Genomic DNA, 25,223 nt, shown 5'->3' with positions numbered 1-25,223 from the left:
CCAGATCCGCGTATCTAAATGCATCCTGTTAATCTTTTATTAAAAGTGACCAAAAAAAACTATGCTTAAGCCGTTTACTGGCTAAAAGCATAGTCTTCTTTCCTACGGAATATGAACCGTCTTCACATGATCAAAATGTAAAAAAACGGGGTTTCCACTTACAGTCGCAAGTTCAATCATACTTTGATCGACATTTTTCAGAACGCCGATTTTATTTGAATTCTCGCCGAGATCAAGCACGACGAATTCGCCGATTAATTTACGAAGCTGTTGATCAAAAGTTCTTGCAAGGGTTAGCGGGGATGGCTTTAGAGGGAATTGTTCCGGTGTTAACGTGTATGGTGTTACGTTAGGACTATACGGAATTAAATACTTCATATGGTGAAGAGAGATGATCACCGTATGATAAACAGGAGAATAGAAGACGAAAAAATCATTCATAACGGTGGTCAAATAACCATGAATAGACTGATTACCTGTAATATAAATTTCAGAGAACATACCTTTCGCGTTCATCAATATTTTTCGGTACGAGACGGGTTCATTATAAGGCTCGAAAGGCATTTCCGGTACTTCATATATTTCTTCTGCTTCTTCTTTATGAGTTGAAAGACGAAGCTGCTGCAGATGAATAAGCGGGATATACAAAAATTGTGTTCCATTATGCAGCACTAATATATCCTGACCAAACTCGATCAATTTACCTCGTATAGGCGCTACTTTCCCTGAAATCTCCAATTCGACCTGCTTATCCAACAGCGGATGACGGTTTTTCATGCAATTAACCTCCTTTCATCCGGATAGATCGCTTAATCGGGCAAAAGCTCTACCTTTTGCCCGACAGGCCATTATGATTTTTTTACTGAACTGCGAGTTGTTTTTACGGCAGCCGCATTTGCATTACTTTTTCCACCGCTGCGATTGCCTTGTGTTTTGTTTTTATTGTTGTTTTTGCTGTCGCTTTTGTTGTTGTTTTTGCTGTCGCTTTTGTTGTTGTTTTTGCTGTCGCTTTTGTTTTCATTTTTGTTGTTATTGTTGTTTTTGTTATTGTTGTTTCCGCCAGATTTGTTGCTTCCCGCTGCTTTAATTGATTTGATGTGGAAGTTCTGGATTTGCATAGCTTCTTTGCCGGAAACGAGCAGGATTGAGTTGCTGCCTGCTTGAGCAATGAAACCTTCAACTTTCTCAGGTCCGCCGGAATTAAGCTGTACAAAGGTTTGATTCATTGCACGAATAACACCATTGAAATTGTTTGCACGAATAACTTCTGTGCTGCGACTTCCGCTTCTGTTGCCAGATCCACTTTTGTTGCCTCCGCTTGAATTGCTGGCACCTCCCTCAGTAACACTCTTAACATGGCTGTCTGCGATATAAACGACACCTTCATTTGTGTTTAAAACAAGATAGTCGCTTTTTACAGAGTGGAGCTTGCCTTGAAGTGAGTCCGGTCCGCCGCGATTAACTTTTACGTTTTTTCCTACCAAGCTTTGAAGAAAGTTATGATCCTTGTTTCCACTCTTGTTGCTTTTGTGGCTATTGTTATTACTAGCAACCGATTGACCAGCTGAATAACCATTGTTGTACCATAGACTCATAAAAAAATCCCTCCGATAATTTCATTGTTTGTTGTTCAAAGCCTGTCTTCAAATACGCCCTTACGACCTATTCACTTCCCATTCATTACTCTGCTGCTTTGCATCCTCCTTCTCTCATTCACACCATCTAACATGAGATACGAAATGTAATATATTAATATGTATACCGTATGGAAGTGGTACTAGATTGCTATCTATTTATGAGAGATTGAGCAATTCCCCTATAAATAATAGAGTAGTATAATTATAGATTTTGAACTCTACTGGTTCAGATATGGAAGCTTTCCACTGTGATCATTAGGATTGAAAACATTGATGACCAAATAATCGTGACCATCTGGGCATTAGCTGAATAGAGTATTAAGATCAAAACGCCTATCGTGCAACGGTAGGCTTTATCTTTTGCTTTTAGGAGATGGTTAGATGGTTGCTGAAGTCTTGCCGACACGTTCCATACGCATGAATGCATCTGATTTCCAAGAGATACAAAGCGATGCTTGGGGGCGTTCCTTCAAACCGGCACAGCTCGAGATGGAGGGACAAACCTATACTGCAGAGTTTGGCCTGCGGGGAGGACATACGCGAAATTATTCCAAAAAATCTTATGAGGTTCGGCTTGAAAATGGCAAAACATTTCATTGGAATGCGGAATATGACGATCCATCCATGATGCGGAACGCACTTTCCTTTTACTTTTTCAATAAAATTGGCGTGCCATCCCCTCAAACCAACCACTTCTGGCTCATAATAAATGACGTGCCTCAAGGCGTTTATTTGGAAATCGAAGCGGTAGATCAACTTTTTTTCAAAAAAAGGGGCATTGGCTGCCGTTCTCTTCTCTATGCCGTCAATGACAGTGCCGACTTCAGCTTAACGGACCCTGTCTCTAAAGGTACGAAAGCTTCGTTATTTGATGGTTATGAATTGAAGCTGGGAAAGACGGGGACAAAAAAGAGGCTCGTATCGTTCGTTCAAAATATCAATCGTTTGTCTGGCAGTAAACTGAATGAACATCATGCCAAACGCCTTGATGTATCACAATATTTATTATGGCTTGCCGGAGCTGTATTGACTGGAAATTACGATGGATTTGATCAAAACTATGCGCTTTATGAGCATAGCAAAAGTGGGAAATATCGAATCATTCCATGGGATTACGAGGGAACCTGGGGGAGAAACTGTTACGGAAAGCCTTGCGGCAGCGATCTCGTCCGTCTTCAGGGCTACAATACGCTGACAGAGAAGCTATTTACATTCCCATCGTGCAGACGTAAATATAGAGCGATCATAAAGAAACTGCTGTTATCCGCATTTACTGCCGAGAAGCTGGAACCCGTCATTTCGCAGATGCATGCACAGTTATCTCCGGCTATTCGCAGCGATTATACGCGAAAGGCGAGCTATGACACCTTTTTAGCAGAACCAGCGTTTATTTATAACTACATTGATGAAAGACGCAATATATTGCAGCAATCATTACGGGAATGGTTATAAACCACTCCCGTATGCTGATCAAAAAATATCCATGCTCATATATCGCTCTCCAGTATCTGGAGCAATGCACAGCACTCGCTTCCCAGCACCAAGACGTTTTGCAATTTGCATCGCTGCCCATACCGAAGCACCTGAGGAAGGGCCTAGCAGCAAACCCTCTTGCGTCGCTAACGCTCTCATTGTCGTTAGAGCATGCTCATCTGATACTTGAATGATTTCATCATAAATCGATGTATTAAGAATAGCGGGCACGAAACCAGGACTAGTACCGACAAGCTTATGCGGACCTGGCTTTCCTCCTGACAACACCGGTGATCCTTGCGGCTCTACTACTGCTACATACAAATGAGGGAGTACTTCCTTTAGCGCTTCGCCTGTTCCTGTGATCGTGCCGCCTGTACCTGCGGTAGCTACGAAAGCATCTAGCTTGCCGCCAGTTTGCTCGATAATTTCTATCGCAGTCGTTGTTCGGTGAATCTGCGGATTCGCATGATTCTCGAATTGATTCGGTATGTAGCTGCCCGGGCGCTCAGCCCGAAGCTCCTCCGCTTTTCGAATGGCTCCCGGCATGCGTTCAGCAGCAGGTGTAAGCACAACCTCCGCTCCGTATGCTTGCAGCAGTTTAATCCGCTCAGCAGTCATGTTGTTCGGCATAACTAATATCATGTTGTAGCCTCTGGCTGCTGCGTTCATGGCCAGACCTATGCCTGTATTGCCGCTAGTTGGTTCAATAATGGTATCACCAGGCTTAATCAAACCGCGCTTCTCGGCATCATTAATAAGAGAGAAGGCTGCGCGATCCTTTACACTGCCGCTTGGGTTGAAGCGTTCCAGCTTAACGCATACTTCGGCGCTGCCTTCCTCTGGAAGACGGTTTAGCCTTACGACAGGCGTATTCCCAATTAATTGCGTAATGTCTGTAACTACTTTCGGCATTCCTTCACTTCCTTTCTATTTAGGTTTGTGCTTGCTGCTCTGTAAGAAACGGCTTCATGAACCACCAACCAGCAATCGGCACGATGCCTACCGCAAACAAGAGCCAAGTAATGGCGATAGCAGAATGATTCAGCGGCAAAACGATTAAATATGACGATAAGCCGATAACCCTGCCTAAAACCAAACCTGCTTCACGAAGGACGATAAACTCCTCACGTTCCCGCGCACTTTCCTCGGATTGGCCAATGAGGTCAAATACTCTTGAGGTCATAGGAATAATATAAAGCGGCATAAATAGTGATGTTCCGATTCCGAACATAAGCAGTGTAGCATAAGAGACCTTCCAGAACAGCGGCAATATAACAATTCCAATCATGATAACGCCTATGAGCATCGCCCATTTGCGATTGTTTTTTTTGAGCATTTTGCCAACAATCCAGAAGCTGATTAAAGCAACTAAGGATGTAATGAGTGAATACGTTCCTAGCTTGCTTTCATTTTGCGTAGCTACGTATACCGTAAGGCCAACAAGAAACATAAATACGCCTTCTCGCACACCTTGCGCTGCAATTGCTGGAAACATGCGACGCCACGGATTTCCTTTTTGCATCAGCTGCTGGAAACCGTGCTTCCAATTATAGCGGCCTTGACCATGGCGTTTTTTAAGCCAAAAGCTGAGCACTACACTTATAGAAAATATGATTAATGAAAGGGTAAAAATAAGCCTATATCCCTTTTCTCCTTGCATCGACGTGATTAGCAAGCCTGATACCCACGGCGCCACGATACCTGCCGCAGAACCAAGCAGCCCCGACCAGCCATTGAATCGATCCCGATTATCTGGATCTGTCACTTCGAAATAAACTACATTAAATGCGACCCAAAAAAAACCGAGCGCCATCCCATTTAAAACGCCAAGCGGCAAATAATATACCTTCGCATGTGTGCCCAGCAGCAGTACTGAACAATAAAACACGCCTGAAAAAATAATGCCTATGCGCAAACTATTCATTTTGTTATGCTCTTTTACCCATTTCCCAACAACCCAAAAGGTTAATCCACTCATTACATATTGACCCATAGTGAACCAACCGATCAACATATAAGATTGGCTTGCTTTCCATAAGTATACGGGAACAAACGTCCCGGACAGCGCGTTCGCAATCCCGTAAAGCGCCTGCACAATAAGTAAAAGGGCTGCTTGTCCATTTAAGGTTTTTGCCAAAACGATTCCTCCTGCCGCAGGCTAGTTCATGCGTTCACATGTCTAGCCCTTTACGTTTCAGAATTACGTTTTGTAAGATTCCCTTATTGGATGCAGCCCATGCCCGTCCATTATTGCCAGTTGTCTGTTACTCTTCCGGTGTTAGACGATTGATCATTTGCTCGCGATCGCCAGAACTCAGCAAGGACGAGGTTTGATAGCAAACGGGACAAACGTACAAGGTCAATTGAAAAGGAGTTTCAAGCACCGCTTTTCCTAAAGATGGAGCGATTCTCGACTCGAATTGCTGCCCGTCAATTGTCTGTACGCCTGCTTCGATCATATACGCCCGACATGCCGGGCATTCAGGTACTTCATCCTGATCATCAAGCACACGCTGAACCGTTTCTTCCACAGCAAATCGTGCACTGTCAGCATTGCGGAAACCATCACCCTGAGCTAGCCAACGTTTATGGTTTGGATCATCGGAATCGTCTTCTTCCGCTTCTTCCTCCAGTTCATCGTCTGACCAATCGTCCTCAGGTTCCTCGCCATTTTGCTTTGCTGCTCTGCGAGCATCATTGATTTTTAGCGCCTGAACTGCTTTTTCATGTTCATCAGCTTCCACTTCATCCTCATCATAACCAAGCTCTATCGTACGATATGCGCTTAATTCATTGTCGCAATGCGGACAATGCGATTCCGGACCAATTTCTTCATCCCATACAATTTCCGTTAAACACCAAGGACATATCAAATGCTCATCCATGCTCATAACTTCCCCTCTAATGATTCATTAAATATACGATACCGAAAACAAAAAACAAAACAGCGACAACCGCTAGTATTCTCCATAAATATTTCATATGGTTCACCCCGTTTATATAATGACAGTTGCACCAATCACGTAAGATAAAGATACAGAAATGATCATTGCAATAAGCCCTACCGCACGGTTATCACGAGCGATTTCGTCATCGATTCGAAAAACAGGCGTTAGAAATTCGAATAAAAAATATGCTGCCATAAGTATGACGAAACCGAACGCACCCCAAATAAGGCTTTGATACACCGAATCGTTGGACTCGATGGAAAACCTGAAAATATTACAAATACCGAATATTTTACCGCTTGTCGCCATAGCAACAGCAACGTTTCCCTTTTTTATCTCCGTCCAGCATTTATATTTGGTTACGAGCTCAAAGCAAGATAAAAAAACGATGAGAGACAGCACCGCAACCGATACATAAACAAGTGAAGCAGCATACGGATTGCTCAGCAACTGATCGACTTCATTACTCATTTACAAGACCCCTCCATCATCTGCCGTATTCGATTGCGCGGCTAGGAGCTATTTAAGCTCCACAACCGTCACGCCAACGCCGCCCTCGCCATAATTACCGAGTCGAAAGCTCTTCGCATGGCTGTGTCTACGCAAATATTGCTGTATTCCTGTACGAAGCACACCAGTGCCTTTACCATGAATAATAGCAACCTGAGCTAAGCCTGATAAAAAGGCCTCATCAAGAAAGCGGTCAACCTCAAGGATTGCTTCTTCCAGATTTTCTCCACGAAGATCGAGCTCCATCTTAATATTTTCTTCTCTTGTGCGCTGCAAGCTGGCTGCTTGCCTCGGCTGTTGTGTCTTACTTGCGGCAGCTCCAGAGCTTCGCAGCTCCAAATCATCCAGCGCAACCTTCATCTTCATAATGCCAAGCTGCACCGTGGCGTCAGAACCGTGAACTTCCACGACCGTGCCCTTCTGATTTAAGCTGTATACAGTTACTTCGTCGCCAGCTTCAATCTTAACCTGCTTCGTTGCTGTCTTGGAAGCTCCCCGCTTCGATTTCTGAAGCTCGGGAGCCGCTTCATCCAGCTTGCGGCGTGCCTCAATGAGCTTATGCTCCTTGACAGAGGCACCTTCTTCCATTGCAAGCTTCCGCAAATCCGCAATAATTTGTTCTGCCTCGCGTTTGGCTTTGAGGACAGTCTCGCGAGCCTCATCTTGCGCCTTCTGCATCAGCTTTTCTTTCTGCTCTTCAAAGCGCAGACTCTCTGCCTCATGGCGCGCGCGCAGCGTCTCCATCTCACGGCGGAGCGACTCTGCCGTTTGACGTTCCGTTTCAGCGCCTAACCGGTTCTCTTCAAGGGAGGCGATCATATTTTCAACCCGTTGATCCTCTTCGCTAACTTCTCCTCTTGCATGTTCAATAATCGAACGAGCAAGTCCTAAACGCTCAGCGATAGCAAATGCATTGCTTCGTCCAGGAACACCAACAAGCAGACGATATGTAGGACTTAAGGTAGCAACATCAAACTCCATGCTGGCGTTAATGACTCCCTTGCGATTGTAAGCATAAGCTTTCAGCTCGCTGTAATGCGTAGTTGCTACAATACGGCTTTCCATAGCATGAACATGCTCCAATATGGCAATCGCAAGCGCCGAGCCTTCAGCTGGATCTGTTCCTGCACCAAGCTCATCAAGCAGCACTAAGCTCTTTGATGTCATGGAGCCTAAAATGCGAATGATGTTTTTGAGATGGCTGGAAAACGTACTGAGGCTTTGCTCAATGCTTTGCTCATCCCCGATATCAGCATAGATAGCATCAAATACACATAGCTGACTGCCATCCTCAGCAGGTACAAACAATCCTGACATGGCCATAAGGCTAAGCAGTCCGATGGTTTTCAAGGAAACGGTTTTACCGCCTGTATTTGGTCCCGTTACAATGATCGATGTGTACTGATTGCCCAGCTCCACATCGAGTGGAACAACCTGCTCAGGGGCAATAAGCGGATGGCGTCCACGTTTTATTTTCAGAAATCCTCGGTCATTCATCCGCGGCTGTGTAGCCTTCATGAGATGAGCAAGCCGAGCCTTGGCAAAAGCAAAATCGATTTGGCCAAGCAAATCCAAGTTATAAATAAGATCTTCTACATAATCGGATGCCAAAGCAGTTAGCTTCTGCAAAATTTTCTCAATTTCCCGCAGCTCGCCTGCCTTTAGCTCTCGAAGCTTATTGTTCATCGCAACTATGGCTTCCGGCTCAATAAACAATGTTGCGCCAGAACCAGACTGATCGTGCACGATTCCGCCAAAGTGAGAACGGTATTCCTGTTTCACTGGAATGACATATCTATCGTTGCGAAGTGTTACGATGGCGTCCTGCAGCATTTTTTGAACGGATGAGGAACGAACCATTTGATCCATTTTCTCACGAATCCGTGATTCGCCATTTCTAAGCTCGCGCCGGATAGATGCCAGTTCAGCACTAGCGCTGTCCATCACTTCCGCTTGGTCATCGATGCAATCAAAAATCGCATCCTCAAGCGACTTATGCTCACTTATTTGATCTGCAATATGGTGCAGCATTGGAATCGGATTATCTTCATGCAAGACGCTGATATGCCGTTTTACACGTCTACCGCCCCGTGCGGTATTCGCAATATCCAGAAGCTCAGCCGGATTTAGGGTACCGCCTATACGGGCACGGTGAAGCGGCGCCGAGATGTCCACAATTCCCCCAAATGGCGCACTGCCTTTAAGACGATCAGCTGTATAGGCCTCGTCGGTAATTTGCAATATCTGCTTTACCGATTCCAGATCCGAAACCGGCTGCAGCGACTCAACAATGGTTTTCCCAAGCGATGTTGCTGCATGCTGAGACAATCTATGTATGATTTTAGGATATTCAAGTGTCTTCAAAATTTTAGTGTCCAACAATTAACACTCCTCTCGCCTTCCTATTATAGCCGAATCACGACTTTGATGCACGAACTGAACCGTTGTTTCATACATAAATGATGCTCAATTGGTCACAATATAAACGAACGAGCCGTCTAACGACGCAACTTTAGCAATACTGTACGGAAGGAAATAACAAAGAACTGCGAACGTGGGCGACTATAAGCTACACAAGTACCAAAACAGCTCCAGTTATGTTTTCCATTTGTAAAACTTAAGGAGGGTTATAAAATGTCTTTTTTGGGACATGTCGTCCGGTTTATCGTAGCCGCGCTGGTATTAATGCTTGTTGGGTTTATCGTTCCACAATTTAGCGTAGGCGGATTTTGGAGCGCCTTTTTCTTAGCGCTTGTCATTGCTGCACTAGGCTGGGTAATTGAAGGCATATTCGGCAAGCGGGTTACACCCTTTGGCCGAGGAATCGTCGGCTTCATCGCAAGCGCAGCCGTTATCTGGATTGCTCAGTTTATCGTAGGCGGCGTAACTGTAACCTTGCTTGGCGCCATCTTAGCTGCTCTTGTTATCGGGATCATCGACTTGTTTATACCGGTCAGCACTCCCTATGAAGCAGGCAGACGCGATCGCGATTAATGCAGGCTATATTTGAGACCGGCCCTTGATTGCCTTAATGGCGGTCAAGGGCTGATTGCTGCGTCCAACCCCATTTTCGCGTTTCCCCTAATCATTTCACAAGAAATTCATGAGTTTGTCATCACGCCGTCACTGCAATTGAAAGCTGGTTAAGGTACAATAGATACAATCCAAAACTTACCTATTACATTGGATAATCGAAAGGGGACGCTTTACGAATGAAAAAATGGTTATTATTTGCAAGCGCAATGTGTTTAGTCGTTGTCATTGCTGCATGCGGCACAAACACAGCCAAACCCGAAAATAAAGAAACGAATACAACAGTAGCAGATAGCGGAGCATCTTCATCTGACCTTGTCGTGACAGCAGCTAACTGGAAATTTGACAAAAAGGAATATAAAATCAAAGCCGGCGAGACGGTTAATCTCAAGCTTGATTCCGTTGACGGCATTCATGGCGTTCAGATCCAAAAAACCGACTACAAACTTTCAAATGGCGACACGATCGCTGTAAACATTAGTGAGCCGGGAAGTTATCAAATGATTTGTTCCGTTCCATGCGGAGCAGGGCATAGAGAAATGAAAGCTGTTTTGGTCGTAGAATAAACGATTCTGAAAATAAACAAAACTTAAAAACAGCCGAGCTGGATGGAATGAATCTGCTCTGCTGTTTTTTTGTTGTTTCCTGTTCTATTTTACTCGGAGATGAGAGGTTAAAGCAGGAGAAACTTCCGCTATATTCATTTTTTACCTAAGCAGTGAGCATTTTGGGGATCATATCACTTTTTTGCTCTATTCACGCAGCCAAACTACATATATTTTTCTTTTATCGCATATATCATTTTTATTTAACAATCGAGTAAGAAAGTTTGATGACCTTCCTCTTTCCCCTCCTTGTCCCCTCTGATAAAATATTAATAATATGCAAAGCGAAAGGAGAAATGGTGATGGGAATTTTACAAAATCGAGTCGCCATTGTTAGTGGAGCTGGTACGGGGCTTGGACGTGCAGCTTCAATCTCGTTTGCAGCAGAAGGCGCCGATGTTGTGCTGCTTGGGAGAAGACTTGCGAAGCTTGAGGAAACAGCTTCGATCGTAAAAGCAAAGACGGGAAAAGATGCAGTAGTGCTGCAGACGGATGTATCCGATGAGCAGCAAGTCCAAGACACCATTTCAGCAGTCGTCCAGCAATTTGGGCATATCGATATTATTTTGAACAATGCTGCTGTTCTTGAATCAGGCAGCGTGCTCGAACTAACCTCAGAAGAATGGCAAAACCAAATTGCGATCAACCTGACAGGACCATTTCTGCTGACTAAGGCTGTTTTACCAACTATGCGCAGAGCAAAATATGGACGAATAATTAATATTACCTCCGGCCTGTCATGGAACGGTGCAGGCGGCTATGCAGCATATAGCGCAGCCAAGGCAGGACTAGAGTCGTTGACACGCACCTTAGCCGATGAGGAGTACGAGCATGGCATTCTTGCAAACCTCTATAATCCCGGCATGCTTCGTACAGAAATGCACGCGACCGGCAAAGATCCTGCAATTGTTACACCGGACTTGATTCGTCTAGCAAGCTTGTCCGCCGGCGGTCCAACTGGCACAATCGTATCTTATGGTTAATCTCTAAAAAGAAACCGCAGAAACAACGTCGGCAATAGCCTTTGTTTGTTTCTGCGGTTTCTTGGTTCTAGGCGCTGGATCAGCTGTGCTCGATGAGCTCGATCCATTCGTTGTATTCGGTTTGCAGCTTCGAATATTCATTTTTCAGCTTATGATGCTGCTCCTGCAGATCAGCATGATCCTCAGCAAGCCTCTCTGCAGAACGAGCTGCTTCATCGCGTTCATAGACAAGTGACTCAAGTGCGCTTGCCGCCTCATCACGCTCACTAGCTAATCGCGCAGCCTGACGAGCTGCTTCATCTCTTTCTGCTGCAAGCTTAGACGTATGCTCACTCAGCTCTTCCTTCAAATCGGATGCGGCAGCTGCTTCCTGCATTGCTCGCTCCAGCCGCTCTCTCAGCTCCTCTTCCGCTGATTCGCGCGACTTCTTCTCAAGCTCATACTGCTTCACCTCAGCAGCCACCTGTTCCGCATATTGCTGCTGTGCCTGCAATCGCTCACTGAGCTCACGTTCACGCGCAGAAGCCGCTTCTAGCTGCTGAGCTGCAATGCGCTCTCGAGCTGCTGTCCATTCCAACTGCTCCGTTAGCTCTTGTTCTCTAATTTGCAGTTGCTCCAAATCAGCCTTATAAACCTGCTCACCGTTTGCCGCAGAAGCCGCAATTTGCTCAATTTTGTCCAGCTGCGCTTGCAGCTTCTGGGTGGCAGTCTCGTAATCGTGCTGCTGAAGCAGCAGCAGCTCCTCTTGATCCGCAGATAACTGCTTCAATTGCTCGTCATGCTCTGCAGCCAATTGCTGCAAGCGAGCTTCCTGTTCATTCTCTAGCTGCTTGCGAACCTCATCCTGCTTGGCAGCAAGCTCATTATATCGCTCTTCATACTGGTCAACGAGCTGCTCTGCAATAGCGGCTTGCTCAACAGCCGCTGCTTTGGACTTGGCTTCAAAATCACTTGTCAGCTGCTTCTGAGCATCTTCAAATTGAATCGCTTGCTCAAGCAGCTTCTCTTCGTATTTCTGAACGAGTTCATTCTGCCTAGCTTCATACTCGGCTGCCTTTTGCTTTGCCTGCTCATTATAATCGTGAGCCAGCTGCTTATTTTGCTCCTCGTACTGCACAGCCTGCTCTAGCAGCTGTTCTTCATGAAGCGAAGCCATTGTTCTATTATTTGCTTCATGCTCAGCTGCTTTTTGCTTGCTCCGCTCCTCGTATTCAAGGACAAGCTGTTTACTTTGCTCCTCATATAGCAGAGCCTGCTCTAGAAGCTGCTCTTCATGTTGATCTGCTTGCTGCTGCAGCTGCTCTTCATATTGTCTAGCAAGCTTCCTATTCAGTTCATCATGGCTTGCTGCGAGCTCCTTGTACCTAGCATCCTTCTCTTCTGCCAACTGCTCATAGCGCTCATTGCTTTCTGCGGTCATTTGCTTAAACAGCTCGTCATTGTCGGCTTCGACTATTCGCAGCTGCCCTTCATGCTCCTCGCGCAGCGTCCTAGCAAGCTCACGCTTCTCATCCTCAATCTTTTGCAGTTTCAGCTCATGCTCTTCTTCCAGCAATTCCTTCTGATTTTCAAGCTCAATCCGAAGCAAGTTGTTATGCTCTTCTGTCTGCTTCTGACTCATCAATTCTTGCTCTTCCAGCTCAAGCTGCAGCTTTAATAACTCCTCTTCAAGCTCAAGCTGCTTCTGTTCCTGCTGCTGCTCACGATCCGCTGCTTCTTTCAATCGCGTTTGCAAATCTGTTGCCCGCTTATCCGCAGCGGATACATGACTGCGTTCATGAACAAGCTTCTGTTCCAGCTCTTGAATTTGCGCTAAGGACTGGCTGCTCTGTTCCTGCAGCTCCTCGATCTTGCTGCGTGTTTCATTCAGCTCGCTTTGCAGCAGCTCCCATTCATTTTCTTTTTCACGGAGCTCCTGTTCCAGCTGAGCATATGATGTGCGGAAGGATTCCTCCTGCTCCATTGCCTGAACGAGCTGCTCATCTGCTGAATTTATACGATGTTCAAATAATTCCTTTTCCTTCTTCCAGCCTTCTTGAAGCTCAGCAATCTGGGTTTGCAGCTTGCCTCGCTCCTCCAGCCAGCCGTTTCTACGCCGCTCAAGATCAGCACGAAAAGCTTGTTCCGCTTTAACGGCTTCTGCCTTCCAAGCCTGCTCACGCTCTTCACTCTGGCGGGCAATTTCTAGCTGCGAGGATTCTGCATGGGCTAACCAGCTGAGTTCTCGCTCATCCCATTTACTCTGCCAGCTTCCTTCAAGCTCAGTCAGCTGCGCCTCTTTCTCTGCCTTTAATGCTGTAAGCAGTGCTTCTTGCTCCGAGGCTAAAGCATTTAATTGGGCTTCTTTTTCTTGTCTAAGTGAAGCCAGTTCATCTGCCTTCACTTGTTCAAGCTCTAATCGCAGTTCTTCCTTCTCCAGCTCCAATTCAAGCTGCTGATTGTCCTTGGACAATCGCAATTCAGCCAGTTCTGCATCCTTTTGTTTTCTCAGCATGGCAAACTCTGCTTGCTCTGCTTCCTTCTGACTTGCAAGCTCTGCCAGCTCTAATTCCTTCAGACTTGCAAGTTCTGCAAGTTCTAATTCCTTCAGACTTGCGAGCTCTGCAAGTTCTATTTCCTTCAAACTTGCGAGCTCTGCAAGTTCTGTTTCCTTCTGACTTGCAAGCTCTGCAAGTTCTGTTTCCTTCTGACTTGCAAGCTCTGCAAGTTCTGTTTCCTTCTGACTCGCAAGCTCTGCAAGTTCTGTTTCCTTCTGGCCTGCGAGCTCTGCTAGTTCAGCAGTCTTCTTGCTGCTAAGCTCTTCTATTTTTGTTTCCATCACACGCTTTAACTCATTCAGCTCCGAATCCTTCCGAGCTTGAATCTGTGCAAATTGCTCATCCTTTTTCGTTCTGAGCGCTGTAATCCGTTCCACATTTTCTTGTGTAAGACGGATAATCGTCTCCTCTTGCACCTTCATTGCCTCGGCTGCTGCTGCTTGCTGAGCCGAAGCTTGCTCTGCGGCAAGCGCCAGCATTTCGTTCAGCTCTGCTTCTGCCGCCGCTTTAGCCTTTTGCAATTGCTCGCTCGCCATACGCTTCGTCTCAGCAAGCTCAGCTTTTAGCGAGACCGCTTGCTCACTCATTTGCTCCAGCTCTCTGATCAGGAGATTAAGCTTCGCTTCTTCCTCCAGAAGTCTTGTATTGTCGCGGCGCAATCGAAATACTTCCTCTGTTATTTGCACAGCAGAGAGGACTGCCAGCTTCGGCATATCAAGACGCGGATACCCTTTCGCCAGCTTCTTCATGCTCTCGTCAATCGCCGCAGCAACCCTTTTCATATATTCAACGTTGGTATGACCCTTTAACTTATATTGAATTCCATATATATCAACCGTAACTACCGTTTGTTCAGCATCCATTAAGGCGAATCCTCCTAATATACAAGTAGAGCTAGCTTAAACGGCTGACATCATCCTTCAGGGGCATACGTTGTTTACGTTCTCAACCGTTGCCGTCCAGAGAGGAACTGCTTTCGTTTCTCTAGCAAATATAAATTCATGATCGTTATGAAAAAGCAATCATTCCTTATATTTACAAGGAAAAAAGCCGCATCAATAGCTCACTAGGAACTATTTCGATGCGGCTTTAAAGGTTTCCTGCCTACTTGCGTAATTCTGCTGCAAAAGATTGTTCTAATTGTAAAACAACCTTGCCATGCAGCTCTGTTACCTCTTCATCCGTCAATGTACGCTCGCCATGACGGTAAACAAGCGATATGGCCACGCTCTTCTTGCCAGCTCCCAGCTTCTCTCCTGTATATACGTCAAAGACGCGTACAGATTCAAGCAGCTCGCTAGCAATGTCCCATGCCACGCCAGTTAGCTTGGCAGCAGCAACCTCTTGATCCACGACTACTGCAATATCACGCTGCATAGCCGGGTAGCGAGGCAATACTTTATATTCGATTGCCGCATCTGCTTGCTCATAGATGAGGTCAAGTCCAATTTCCAGCACGTACGTATCAGCTAGATCCTCCTCAAGTTGAAGAGCAGGGTGCAATTGGCCTACATAACCAATTACTTCATTGCCTTTAGGCGTGTGAAGAAGAACGGCAGCCGTTCTGCCTGGATGGAAATGCTCAGGCTGAGCCGCTTCGAATGATACGCTGGCTGTTAAGCCAAGTACAGCAAATACCGTTTCCAAAATGCCCTTCGCATCATAGAAATCTACTTGAGCCGCTTTTGTATTCCACTCAGCTTCTGAACGATTGCCAGTCAGAAGAGCTGCAAAACGATGCTTCTCATGAGGCAGGCGAGTCAATTGCTCTTCATCGGTATGGAATACGCTGCCGATCTCAAAGATCGCTGCGGATTCATTTTTGCGATTGCGGTTATAAGCCGCAGTCTCCAGAAGCTGTGCGATAAGCGTCGTACGAAGTACACTGCGATCCTCGCTCATAGGCATGGCTAGGCGAATTGGATTCGTATGCTCCGCTAGTGCAGGGAATAACTTCGTCCGCTCAGGTCCTGTGAAGGAATAGCTGACAACCTCATGCAAACCTGCATCTGACAAGCGCTTGCGCAGCTCGCGGCGAATAGCTTGCGGCTTCGTTAGCGAACCTGGCACAACATCGCCGTGAATGAGCGTAGTAGGAATTTCATCATAGCCGTGCAAACGAGCTACTTCTTCGATTAAGTCTACTGCACGCGTAATGTCACCGCGGCGTGTAGGAACAATTACAGTAAATACATTGTCGCCTGACAGCTCATATTCAAAGTGCAAACGACCAAATATCGTCTGAACTTCAAGTCTGGACAGCTCTGTACCCAGATAGCCATTAATTTTATCCAATGAAACGGACACTTTGGCTGGTTTCACTTCACCTGCATGCACTTCTACAATACCCTCAGCAACTAAACCTTCAGCAAGCTCTGCGATAAGGGAAGCTGCACGATCTAGCGCAGGAATAACTCTCGCCGGATCTACTTCTTTCTCAAAGCGAATGCTTGATTCCGAGCGAAGTCCAAGTTGACGTGAAGTTTTGCGCACGGTGCCGCCATCGAATTTTGCTGACTCGAGCAAAATGTTGACCGTCTCGCCTGTAACTTCGGTGCTTGCTCCACCCATTACGCCGGCAAGGGCAATTGGCTGCTCGCCATCAGTAATAACGAGCATATGCGGCTCTAGCTTGCGCTCTTGATCATCCAAGGTAACAAGCGTTTCGCCAGCTTTTGCAAGGCGGACATCAATGCGGCCGCCAGGCAAGCGATCTGCATCAAAAGCATGAAGCGGTTGGCCGTATTCAAGCATAACAAAGTTTGTAACGTCAACAACGTTGTTGATTGGACGAACGCCGGCAGCGATCAAACGGTTTTGCAGCCACAATGGGGACTCACCGATTTTTACGCCTTTAATATAACGAGCCGAATAATGCGAGCAATGCTCAGGCGCACTAATGCTAACTGTTGCAAGGCTATCCGCACGTACGGTTGTATGATTTATAACAGCCTTTGGCAGACGAACTTCACGGCCAGTTAAAGCTCCAATCTCATAAGCAACGCCAATCATGCTGAGGCAGTCTGAACGGTTTGGCGTCAAATCAAGCTCGAGCACCTCATCGTTAATGCCAAGCACATCGCCAATTGGCGCACCGATCTTCGTTGTAGCTGGAAGAACAAGAATGCCTTCTTGCTGTTCTTTTGGCAGAAGCTTTTCATTCAAGCCAAGCTCCTTCGCCGAGCAAATCATCCCTTGGGATTCAACGCCGCGAAGCTTCGCACGCTTAATTTTGAAATCGCCAGGCAGTACAGCACCGATTACTGCAACTGGAACAAGCTGGCCTGCATCAACATTTTTGGCTCCGCAAACGATTTGCAGCTCTTCGCCAGTGCCAACGTCAACCTTGCACACGTTCAGCTTATCCGCATCCGGGTGCTTTTCCTTCGATTTCACATAACCAACTACGACGCCGGTCACGCCTTTATTGCGGGATTCCACAACGTCAATTTCAATGCCGCCGCGTGTCATTTTCTCCGCAAGCTCCTGTCCTGTGAAGCCGGACAAATCGATATATTCATTTAACCATTTATAGGATACATTCATCTCTTTTCTTCCCTTCTCTCATTGCTACATTCTTGCGAATTGGCTTAAGAACCTCAGATCGTTCGTATAGAAATGACGAATATCGTCAATGCCGTATTTCAACAACGCGATACGCTCAACGCCCATGCCGAATGCAAAGCCGCTGACCTCTTCCGGATCGTAACCGCCCATTTCAAGAACGCGTGGATGCACCATGCCGCAGCCAAGAATTTCAAGCCAGCCCGTATGCTTGCACATGCGGCAGCCTTTGCCGCCACACTGAACGCAAGTAACGTCAACCTCAGCACTTGGCTCCGTGAATGGGAAGAAGCTTGGACGAAGTCTAATTTGCGCTTGTGAGCCGAACATTTGCTGAACGAATTGCAGCAATGCTCCTTTCAAATCGCTCATCCGAATATTTTTGCCGATGACAAGACCTTCGATTTGATTGAACTGGAATGAATGTGTCGCATCGTCATCATCGCGGCGGTAAACTTTACCCGGACAAATGACCTTAACAGGCGTTTGGCCCTTCATTGCTTTCATTGTACGAACCTGAACCGGGGAAGTCTGCGTACGCATCAAGATATCATCCGTAATATAGAACGAATCCTGCATGTCGCGGGCTGGATGGTTCTTAGGCAAGTTCAATGCCTCGAAGTTGTAATAATCCTCTTCAACCTCTGGACCCTCGGCAATTGTATAACCAAGACCGATAAAAATATCTTCAATTTCTTGGGCTACCTTGTTTAAAGGATGCACTGCGCCGGTAGGCAATTGCTTGCCTGGCAGCGTAACATCCAGCGTCTCTGCAAGGAGTCTATTGTTCGTCTCAGCTTGCTGGAATGCATCCTGCTTCTCATCGATAACCGTTTCAATAGCTGCTCGAACATCATTCGCTACTTGACCAATTACTGGACGTTCTTCAGCGCTTAGTCCACCCATGCCACGCAAAATTTCAGTCAAAGCGCCTTTTTTACCTAAATATTTAACGCGCAAATCATTTAGCTGCTGTGGCGTATCCACATGCTGAAGCTCCTGCAATGCTTCAACGCGCAGTCCTTCCAATCTTTCCTTCATTTTTCTTCGCCTCCATATCATCATCCCTAAATCATGCAAGCGTAACGGCTAAAGCCATCCTTAGAAGGCTTAGCTAACGTTTCGCGGAAAAATATAAGCTCTTTATAAGCTAACAAACTTATAAATGGTTATATTTACACAAAAAAAGGCCCTCTCTCCCTAAAGGGACGAAAGAACCGTGGTACCACCCTAATTCGGATTGAGCATCAGCCTGTACGCATAACCAAGTGTGGCTAACGTCGCCTAGAGGCGCTGAATGACAATCCCTTAGCCCCATAACGGCGGGAACCGGACCTTCCCTACACGCGCCGTATATCATGGCGTTTCAGGTGTCTGCTCAGGAGTGAACTTGGGCAGCCTATTTCACAAAAACGCTCTCAGTCTACGGCGTCTTCTTCCTGTGCGAAAGTACTGCTTACTCTTCTCCATCATCGCTTTACTTCGAATATGAAATAATAATCTATATTATATGCAATCTGAAGTACCGTTGCAACCGCTAACTTGCTTTATTGCTACGAATCAATCCTCATCATCATTTCTTCCAGCAATCGAATGCGTGCGAACGATGCTCGGAGCAGCCCGATTCCTATTTCCGGGTACAGACGAATGAGCCTTGACACATTATCGCCGAGCAGCTTCAGCACTCTCACATCGCCAAGCAAGGATTGCGCCGTTACTGTAGATGAGGTGCTGTCGAGCGCTGAAGTTACGCCGCACACATCCCCTGCACCGAGTACGCCGATCGTTCCTTCCCAGCCTGCCGCGGAAATGCTAGTGAGCTCGATATTGCCGTCAACGATGACATACATCGCGGGGTTAGGCTCTCCTCTTTGCAGAAGATTCTCTCCATCCGGGCATACATACTCCTCGGCTATATTAGCGATTAAGCCTAGCTCCTCAAGCGATAAATCAGCGAAATAGGGAACCTGTCTTAAAAAGACTACTTTGTTTAAACGGCTCATCATCTGCTGGTCTTTGGACATTTGTTCCCCCTCCTCCACTAACGCCGCTGCAGCGATCTCCCGCCACCAATCATCATTTCCGTTTAGCGCTGCCTCCAATAGGACAGTCGCTTCCTCATCGGCAGTTACTTCTCTTCCAGCTTCGCCGCGTTCTAGAACGGTCAGCAAAAACTGCGATAATCTGCGCTCACCCATGCCCTCCGCGAGCACTTCCCAAGCATTGCTTCGAATTTCTTCGTCTTCATCAGCAGCTGCCCTTCTGATCGCATCAACTACCTGCTCATCCGCAAGCTTGGTCAGCACCGCCCATACACCTGTAAAAATAAAGTCGCGAACCTCTCGCCAGCGCAGCAAAGCAAGTTCTGCAAGCTCCGTCTTCCCTAGCTGTTTAAGCGACAAGGAATAACCTGACGCTGCCTCAAGCTCACTTAAACGGCTTAACGCTTCATCCGTTAGCTTAGAACGTACTTGCTCATCTGGCAAAAGTGCCGAGAGCGCAATCATCACAGCTGTCCATCGCTTCGGCGGCGCGCCATTCAAGCTATCAATCAGCAGATCGACCGCTCCATCGCCCATCTGAATAAAGCTTTCTGTCGTCGTGCGGAACATTTCTTGGTCCATAAGCGGGAGACGCTCCAACAGAATGGGAATAATGGATGTAACCTTAAGCCTTCCCAAACAAGCGATTGCTGCAACTCTTGCAGCTGGATGCACATCATCAACAAGCTTCTCAACCTTCGGCACAAACGAATACAGCTCAAGCTCCGCGATAACTCGGCAAATATAAACCGAGGATTCGCCTCCTGCATCGAGAATACGATCAATCACTTCCGCACATGCCTCGAGGCTTGCTGCATTGTTAAAGGAGTACATCGCTTTGACTGCCTCTGCAACGACGCTCGGATGCCGATCAAGCAGCTTTTGCCGCAGGAAATAAAACGCCTGATGCTCCATATGCTTCATTCTGCCAATCTGTCTTACTCCTTCGGCACGCATCTCATCGTCTTGATCCTCAAGAAATGCTGCTACCTTCACCATCGCATGCAGGTCTGCGCGCTCGAGATTCATCGCTCTAACGGCAGCAACGCGAATGCGTGGATTCGGATCATCAATCAGCGCCAGCAAATCGGCAACATCATTCGGATTTTGTTGCCTGCCGATAATTTGCAAGGCAATTTCTTTCGCAGAGTCTATCGGCTGCTTCAACATGGCCCTGAGCTCTGCCATTGCAGCTTCGTTTCGACTAAATTCATCGAACTGCTCGGCTAAATCCTGCTCGCCAATGGTCTGTATGCTGCCTACAAGCTCACGCATATAGAACCTTCTGCCGAACCAAGCAAGCACAAACAGCAGCACGGCGCCTGCAAATCCTACAAACGACAAGGCAGTCCAGGATACCCCAAAGCCTGAATGCAAAAACTGCAAGCCAGCGCCGATCAAAATGCCCGCCGTAGCCGCAATTCCTTGCGCTGCATATCTGTAGCTGTCGCGCTGCGCAAGCGGAAGCGTCTTGAAGAACAGCTGATAGGAAGGCTCGGCTGAATAATAAAGCAGCAAATATAACAGCATGTAACCGATCGAAATCATTGGAAGCGCCGCTGGACCGCCAACAAAAAATAAAGCGCCGGCAAAGGCTAGAACATAAACGCCCGATATGGCCGTAAGCATTTGGCTTGCACCAAGGCGTGCCATCAGCTTGCCTGAGACGGTTTGCAGCAAAAAGGCGAGAACAAACAACACCATCGTAATCATCCCAAAAAACCGGCTGAAAGCCTGTTCGCTTGGGAATGACATTTTTGTTACATTCAGAAACTCATATTCCATTAGAAAATAAAGAGCTGGCATCAGTGTCATAAGCAAAATAACGGTTAGCAAAAAAGGAGATCGAAGCGCGTGCTTAAACACCGCTCCCGTTGACACCGGCTCCTCCTCCAGAGCATTTGCTTCAATTTTGATCGACAATGGCACCAAATAACGGGTAATCACTTTACGGTAATTCGGCAATGCAGCCAGAAGCAGCAAACCGGAAGCGGCATAAATAACCTCGGGTCCAAAAAATAGGCTTAAAAGCTGTGCAAGCAAACCTGCCGCTACTCCGCCAAGCGTCGCTGAACCAACGAACACGGGCATGAGACGCTTCGCTTGCTGCGTCGAGCACAAATCAACGGCCAAGCTCCAAAGCAATAGGGTCTGCTGCCTTACGACAAAGCTGGACGCTATGAACAAGACGGGATAATACCCTCTCAGCTCTAGATCGAAGCTCTGCAATACTAGCAGCACCAATGCATTTACGGCAACGATGCCTAGCATTATTCCATATAAGACGCGCATCAGCTTCGGCTTTGGCAGCCTAGCAGCAAGCCAGGACAAGAGCCACGCCTCCAGCGGCAAAATGATAGCCTCCGCCGCATATACATAGGGAAGGTATTCACTTCCGAACCGCTGATTGAACAACGTCATAAAGCCATTGTAATTAAGCATTTCAGATATGCCGCAAATAAAAAAAACAGGTGCCATCATAAGCAGCTTTCGCTGATCCTCTGGACGGGCACCGATTGCGCGCAATATGGTATCTTTAGTCATATCTTTTTAAACCAGCTTTCGATGATAGATTAAGCGGTCTTCCCCTTCGTAGTAATAATCTGGGCATCTACCAACCAGTGTAAAGCCGCTGCTCTCAAACAATTGACGAATGCGGTTGTACTCTGGCAGATCGCAAGTATAGGTTACTAGATATCTGGCGTTTACTTCTCCTAAAAAGTCATACATCTGCTCCATCAGCAGCGCCGCCACGCCTACTTTGCGATAATCATGATGAACAACCATGTAGTCCCAATTGAAACCTCCGGTTTTTTGCTCATTTTCGGCGATGCAATTTATGCCTATGACATTTCCATCCTCATCCTCGGCATACCAGAAATAAATTTCATTATTTACCGCGCGAAATGGAAGCTCTCGGAAATGCGTCAGCTCGCCTGGCGTGTAACGAGTATCATCAAATGAAAAGCCTGATAATAAAAATGCGACGACTTTTTCCGCCTCATCTATTGTGGAGATGCGACTAATCCGAAACTGTCCAACAAGCATTCGACCTTCCTCCTAACTTCAATTTTTAAACCGCGAGTGTGCCATTCCAGCCCTCAGTTGATCCCTTCTGGTAATACTCATCACAAAGGTAAAAATATAACTTTGCAGCTTTGTCGAAACGATTTATTTTGATCACTTCTATAAAGGTTTCTCTCGCATCGAAGAAACGCCCCTCTTGGCAAAGCATAATCCCCTTCTCAAACAGCGGCTTTGTACGATCCTTTAAAGCGCGCTCTGTATCTGAATCTCCCTCATATACGTCAATAAGCTCAATCGGATCATCCTTGCCGTCAATTCGCACACGACCAAGCAGACGGAAGCGGAAGCGTTCAGGTGAACGCAGCTGCTCATAGAACGTACGAGTGACAAGTATTGATGCGCCCATCGTATCGGACATCCGCTCTAATGTTGCTGTAATATTCACGTCATCGGAGATCACATTGCCTTCCATCCGCTGCTCTTCACCCACGATCCCAAGCATAAGCGGCCCTTTATGAATGGCCATCCCTAGATCAACCGGAGCAAAGCCGGAAGCCTTCAAGCTTTCATTATAGGAAACGAGCTCTCTGCGTATCGCAACAGCCGCGCGCAGCGCATCTTCATTTCGTGAAGGGAACAGAGCCATAAAACCTGCGCCCAAATATTTGCTTATTAGTCCTTCCTCTGTCCGAACAAATGGACTAAACCGTTTTAGAAAGGTGTTCATAAAATCAAAATTTTGCTTTGGAGTCAACTGCTTCGATAAATGATGGAATGAGCGAATATTCGCGACCATAACCGTCATATTTTGCTGAACCTGATCTCCAAGGTGAATATCGGTAATTCCCTTTTTGCCTAAATATTTAAAAATCTGCTGAGGTACAAAGCGATGCGAAGCTTCGCTGAACGAAGTAATGTCCTTTATGTACGTTCGAATATGAAGCGCCATGCGATTGAACTGCTCTCCCAAATCGCCGACCTCATCCTGTGATCGTATGTTGACCTTCACATCCCAGTTGCCATTTGCCATCTCCATTACGCTTTTGCGAAGCTTGCGCAGCGACGAGAGCAGATAATACGTTACAGCGAGTACGAGAACGATTAATACTAAGCTTATAAGCCCAATGTTTCGCATAATGCTTTTGTAAATGGTTTGGTTGGATTGATACAATACATTCAAATCCCGGCCTGTTTCATAAACGCCTACAATTTTGTTAGTAGAATCATAGATAGGTCCAATTGCATATAACCATTTGCCTGTAGCATCTTCCCATCGGTCCGTTACAACCTCGCCCTTCTCAACCACAAGCCGGTTCAGCTCGTTCTTAGGAAAAGGCTTGTACATATTAACGCCGTCATCATCATCCATAATGATGAAGATTTCACCATTTTCATATCTGTATAATGTGCTGTACAGACCTTTGCGATTTGCAGGATCCTCGCTTTCGAACAAGAAGTTCATTTTGCTCCGAATCGATTCATAATCCTTGCTCATATAATCGTTTGGCGAAGTCAATCGATTCAGCTGGTCGCCGTTAATCATATTTTGACCATTGCGCGCAAGCAAAGACAGCTGCTTCTGCATCTCATCTTCCATTTTGCTGGAGAAACTATCATAAATAAAATTGGATAACATAATCATCGCTATTATCAATATCGGTACAATTGCAAAAACTTGTTTGAAAAACAATGAGATTCTGCGATTAAGCACATATACATAAAACAGTCTGATTATGATTACTAAAATAACGAGCATTAAGGCAGCGGCCAGCCACGTCATCCAACCCTGTACCGCCGAACCGCGATCATAAGTTAGCTTCGCAAGGACACTCGTGTTGCTGCCAGCCTCATCCATGCTGACGATGCTGTCACCTAAAGCAAGCTCCATTTGCCCTGCTGCATTCATTGTCAAATCCATAATATCAAGGCTTTCCGCATGCGGAGCTATTGTCTTTAACGATGCCTCATCTATGACCGTTCTTAAATTACTGGAATCCTTCGCATTCATACTCGTAACTGCATTTACTAGGCGATCAATAAAATATAACTTTCCATTCTCGTGCAGAAGCAGTCCCTCTGGGAAGTTTTTGCGAGTGCGGTCCATGCCTTCCAGCGGATAGGACAGCTCGCTTTCGCCGCCTGCATTCACTCTGAAAATAGCGCCGCGCTTCGTAGAGTAATAGATTTGTTCCGGCGCATAACCTACGATTTCTGATAAGTAACGATCTGCAGGCAATTTGAATGTTAGCAGCTCCTCTGCCTTTCCGCCCGCAGCAGATAACCGATTTAATTGTACGTTCGTCTCTTCGTTTATGTAGAAATAAATATCTTCCTTTACAACTTGAAGACCTTTGATCAGCCCTACCCGTTTGTTGGTACCGCTTCCCTCGAACGTAAACAGGACCGTTCCTTTTGTATCGCCGATCGCGTAGCGAACAATCCTTTCTTCGCGTACATAAAGCCCATATCCGTCCAAAATTGTATCAAGAACATAGATTGTGCCGTCAGCCGCCACCGCTATATCTGTAAAATCATGTCTAATGGTAGCATCATCCTGCCGGATGACCTCTTCAATAGATCCTTTGCTGCCGATTCGTATAATCTCTTGACGTGAATCTCCGATAACGATCATGCTTCCATCCGGCCCTGCCGAAGCCTTGGATAAATAAGTGAGTGGTTTCTCTGTTTTATACGGAGGGGTTTGAAAGTGATTTAAGTTTGGATAAAGCCAGAAGCCGAGGCAAATTGCTATTATACTCAGAAGAGTCATACCCATAGTGGACCTTCGCATGTGCACCATCGCTTTCATTTTTCAAAATATTTCTATTTCCATATTACTACATGTTTAGTCATTTAGCATC

Annotated in this window: 17 protein-coding genes; 4 read left to right on the top strand and 13 right to left on the bottom strand. The window is 46.3% G+C overall.

All coding sequences use genetic code 11. The features are described from left to right. Positions 1–102: 102 nt before the first annotated feature. Together AC0VYE_RS08435 and AC0VYE_RS08430 are read right to left on the bottom strand one after the other, a co-directional pair. Entirely contained in the window at positions 103–777 is a 675-nt protein-coding gene (locus AC0VYE_RS08435; RefSeq protein ID WP_076267884.1) for a DUF2642 domain-containing protein, read from the bottom strand. A 71-nt stretch (positions 778–848) separates the two neighbouring features. Continuing rightward, on the bottom strand, positions 849–1,595 hold the full coding sequence (locus AC0VYE_RS08430; RefSeq protein WP_475447242.1) for a DUF6897 domain-containing protein: 747 nt from the start codon (positions 1,593–1,595) through the stop codon (positions 849–851). Between the two features lie 423 nt (positions 1,596–2,018). On the opposite strand from AC0VYE_RS08430, the gene AC0VYE_RS08425 reads away from it, so the two are divergent. Then, entirely contained in the window at positions 2,019–3,089 is a 1,071-nt protein-coding gene (locus AC0VYE_RS08425; protein WP_475447240.1) for a CotH kinase family protein, read from the top strand. Between the two features lie 18 nt (positions 3,090–3,107). Here the strand turns inward: AC0VYE_RS08425 and cysK are convergent, their stop codons facing one another. The 5 genes from cysK to AC0VYE_RS08400 all read right to left on the bottom strand — a co-directional run bounded on the left by cysK (position 3,108) and on the right by AC0VYE_RS08400 (position 8,950). Continuing rightward, positions 3,108–4,025, bottom strand: a complete 918-nt coding sequence (gene cysK, locus AC0VYE_RS08420; RefSeq protein ID WP_475447238.1) for a cysteine synthase A — start codon at positions 4,023–4,025, stop codon at positions 3,108–3,110. A gap of 19 nt (positions 4,026–4,044) precedes the next feature. Further along, complete coding sequence (locus AC0VYE_RS08415; RefSeq protein ID WP_475447236.1) at positions 4,045–5,250, bottom strand: MFS transporter; 1,206 nt, start codon at positions 5,248–5,250, stop codon at positions 4,045–4,047. 127 nt (positions 5,251–5,377) lie between these two features. Further along, positions 5,378–5,998, bottom strand: coding sequence for a hypothetical protein (locus tag AC0VYE_RS08410; protein WP_144376747.1), 621 nt, complete (start codon positions 5,996–5,998; stop codon positions 5,378–5,380). A 111-nt stretch (positions 5,999–6,109) separates the two neighbouring features. Then, entirely contained in the window at positions 6,110–6,532 is a 423-nt protein-coding gene (locus tag AC0VYE_RS08405) for a DUF350 domain-containing protein (RefSeq protein ID WP_076267890.1), read from the bottom strand. Positions 6,533–6,580: 48 nt separating this feature from the next. After that, positions 6,581–8,950, bottom strand: a complete 2,370-nt coding sequence (locus AC0VYE_RS08400; protein WP_475447234.1) for an endonuclease MutS2 — start codon at positions 8,948–8,950, stop codon at positions 6,581–6,583. 255 nt (positions 8,951–9,205) lie between these two features. Here AC0VYE_RS08400 and AC0VYE_RS08395 point away from each other — a divergent pair, with 255 nt between their 5' ends. The 3 genes from AC0VYE_RS08395 (at position 9,206) to AC0VYE_RS08385 (ending at position 11,192) form a co-directional block, all read left to right on the top strand. After that, positions 9,206–9,565 carry a phage holin family protein gene (locus AC0VYE_RS08395; protein ID WP_076267892.1) on the top strand — a complete coding sequence of 120 codons (360 nt, stop codon included), beginning with the start codon at positions 9,206–9,208 and terminating at the stop codon, positions 9,563–9,565. A gap of 218 nt (positions 9,566–9,783) precedes the next feature. Beyond that, positions 9,784–10,170: a cupredoxin domain-containing protein gene (locus AC0VYE_RS08390; protein ID WP_076267893.1), complete on the top strand. Its 387-nt coding sequence runs from the start codon at positions 9,784–9,786 to the stop codon at positions 10,168–10,170. Between the two features lie 341 nt (positions 10,171–10,511). Then, the gene (locus tag AC0VYE_RS08385; protein ID WP_441908945.1) at positions 10,512–11,192 is read left to right on the top strand and encodes an SDR family NAD(P)-dependent oxidoreductase; all 681 of its coding nucleotides are present in this window, start codon (positions 10,512–10,514) and stop codon (positions 11,190–11,192) included. A 79-nt stretch (positions 11,193–11,271) separates the two neighbouring features. On the opposite strand, the gene AC0VYE_RS08380 is transcribed toward AC0VYE_RS08385, so the two are convergent. The 6 genes from AC0VYE_RS08380 to AC0VYE_RS08355 form a co-directional block, all read right to left on the bottom strand. Then, complete coding sequence (locus AC0VYE_RS08380) at positions 11,272–14,592, bottom strand: hypothetical protein (RefSeq protein ID WP_475447231.1); 3,321 nt, start codon at positions 14,590–14,592, stop codon at positions 11,272–11,274. A 241-nt stretch (positions 14,593–14,833) separates the two neighbouring features. Then, the gene (pheT, locus tag AC0VYE_RS08375) at positions 14,834–17,275 is read right to left on the bottom strand and encodes a phenylalanine--tRNA ligase subunit beta (RefSeq protein WP_475447229.1); all 2,442 of its coding nucleotides are present in this window, start codon (positions 17,273–17,275) and stop codon (positions 14,834–14,836) included. Between the two features lie 24 nt (positions 17,276–17,299). Then, complete coding sequence (pheS, locus tag AC0VYE_RS08370) at positions 17,300–18,334, bottom strand: phenylalanine--tRNA ligase subunit alpha (protein WP_076267897.1); 1,035 nt, start codon at positions 18,332–18,334, stop codon at positions 17,300–17,302. Positions 18,335–18,846: 512 nt separating this feature from the next. Further along, on the bottom strand, positions 18,847–21,879 hold the full coding sequence (locus AC0VYE_RS08365; RefSeq protein ID WP_475447227.1) for a cyclic nucleotide-binding domain-containing protein: 3,033 nt from the start codon (positions 21,877–21,879) through the stop codon (positions 18,847–18,849). A gap of 6 nt (positions 21,880–21,885) precedes the next feature. After that, positions 21,886–22,383, bottom strand: a complete 498-nt coding sequence (locus tag AC0VYE_RS08360) for a GNAT family N-acetyltransferase (RefSeq protein WP_076267899.1) — start codon at positions 22,381–22,383, stop codon at positions 21,886–21,888. A gap of 25 nt (positions 22,384–22,408) precedes the next feature. Then, positions 22,409–25,138 carry an adenylate/guanylate cyclase domain-containing protein gene (locus tag AC0VYE_RS08355; RefSeq protein WP_475447225.1) on the bottom strand — a complete coding sequence of 910 codons (2,730 nt, stop codon included), beginning with the start codon at positions 25,136–25,138 and terminating at the stop codon, positions 22,409–22,411. Between the last annotated feature and the right edge of the window lie 85 nt (positions 25,139–25,223).

The sequence above is a fragment of the Pristimantibacillus sp. Z349TD_6 genome (assembly GCF_056173205.1).
This window is presented reverse-complemented; position numbering and strand designations above follow the sequence as displayed.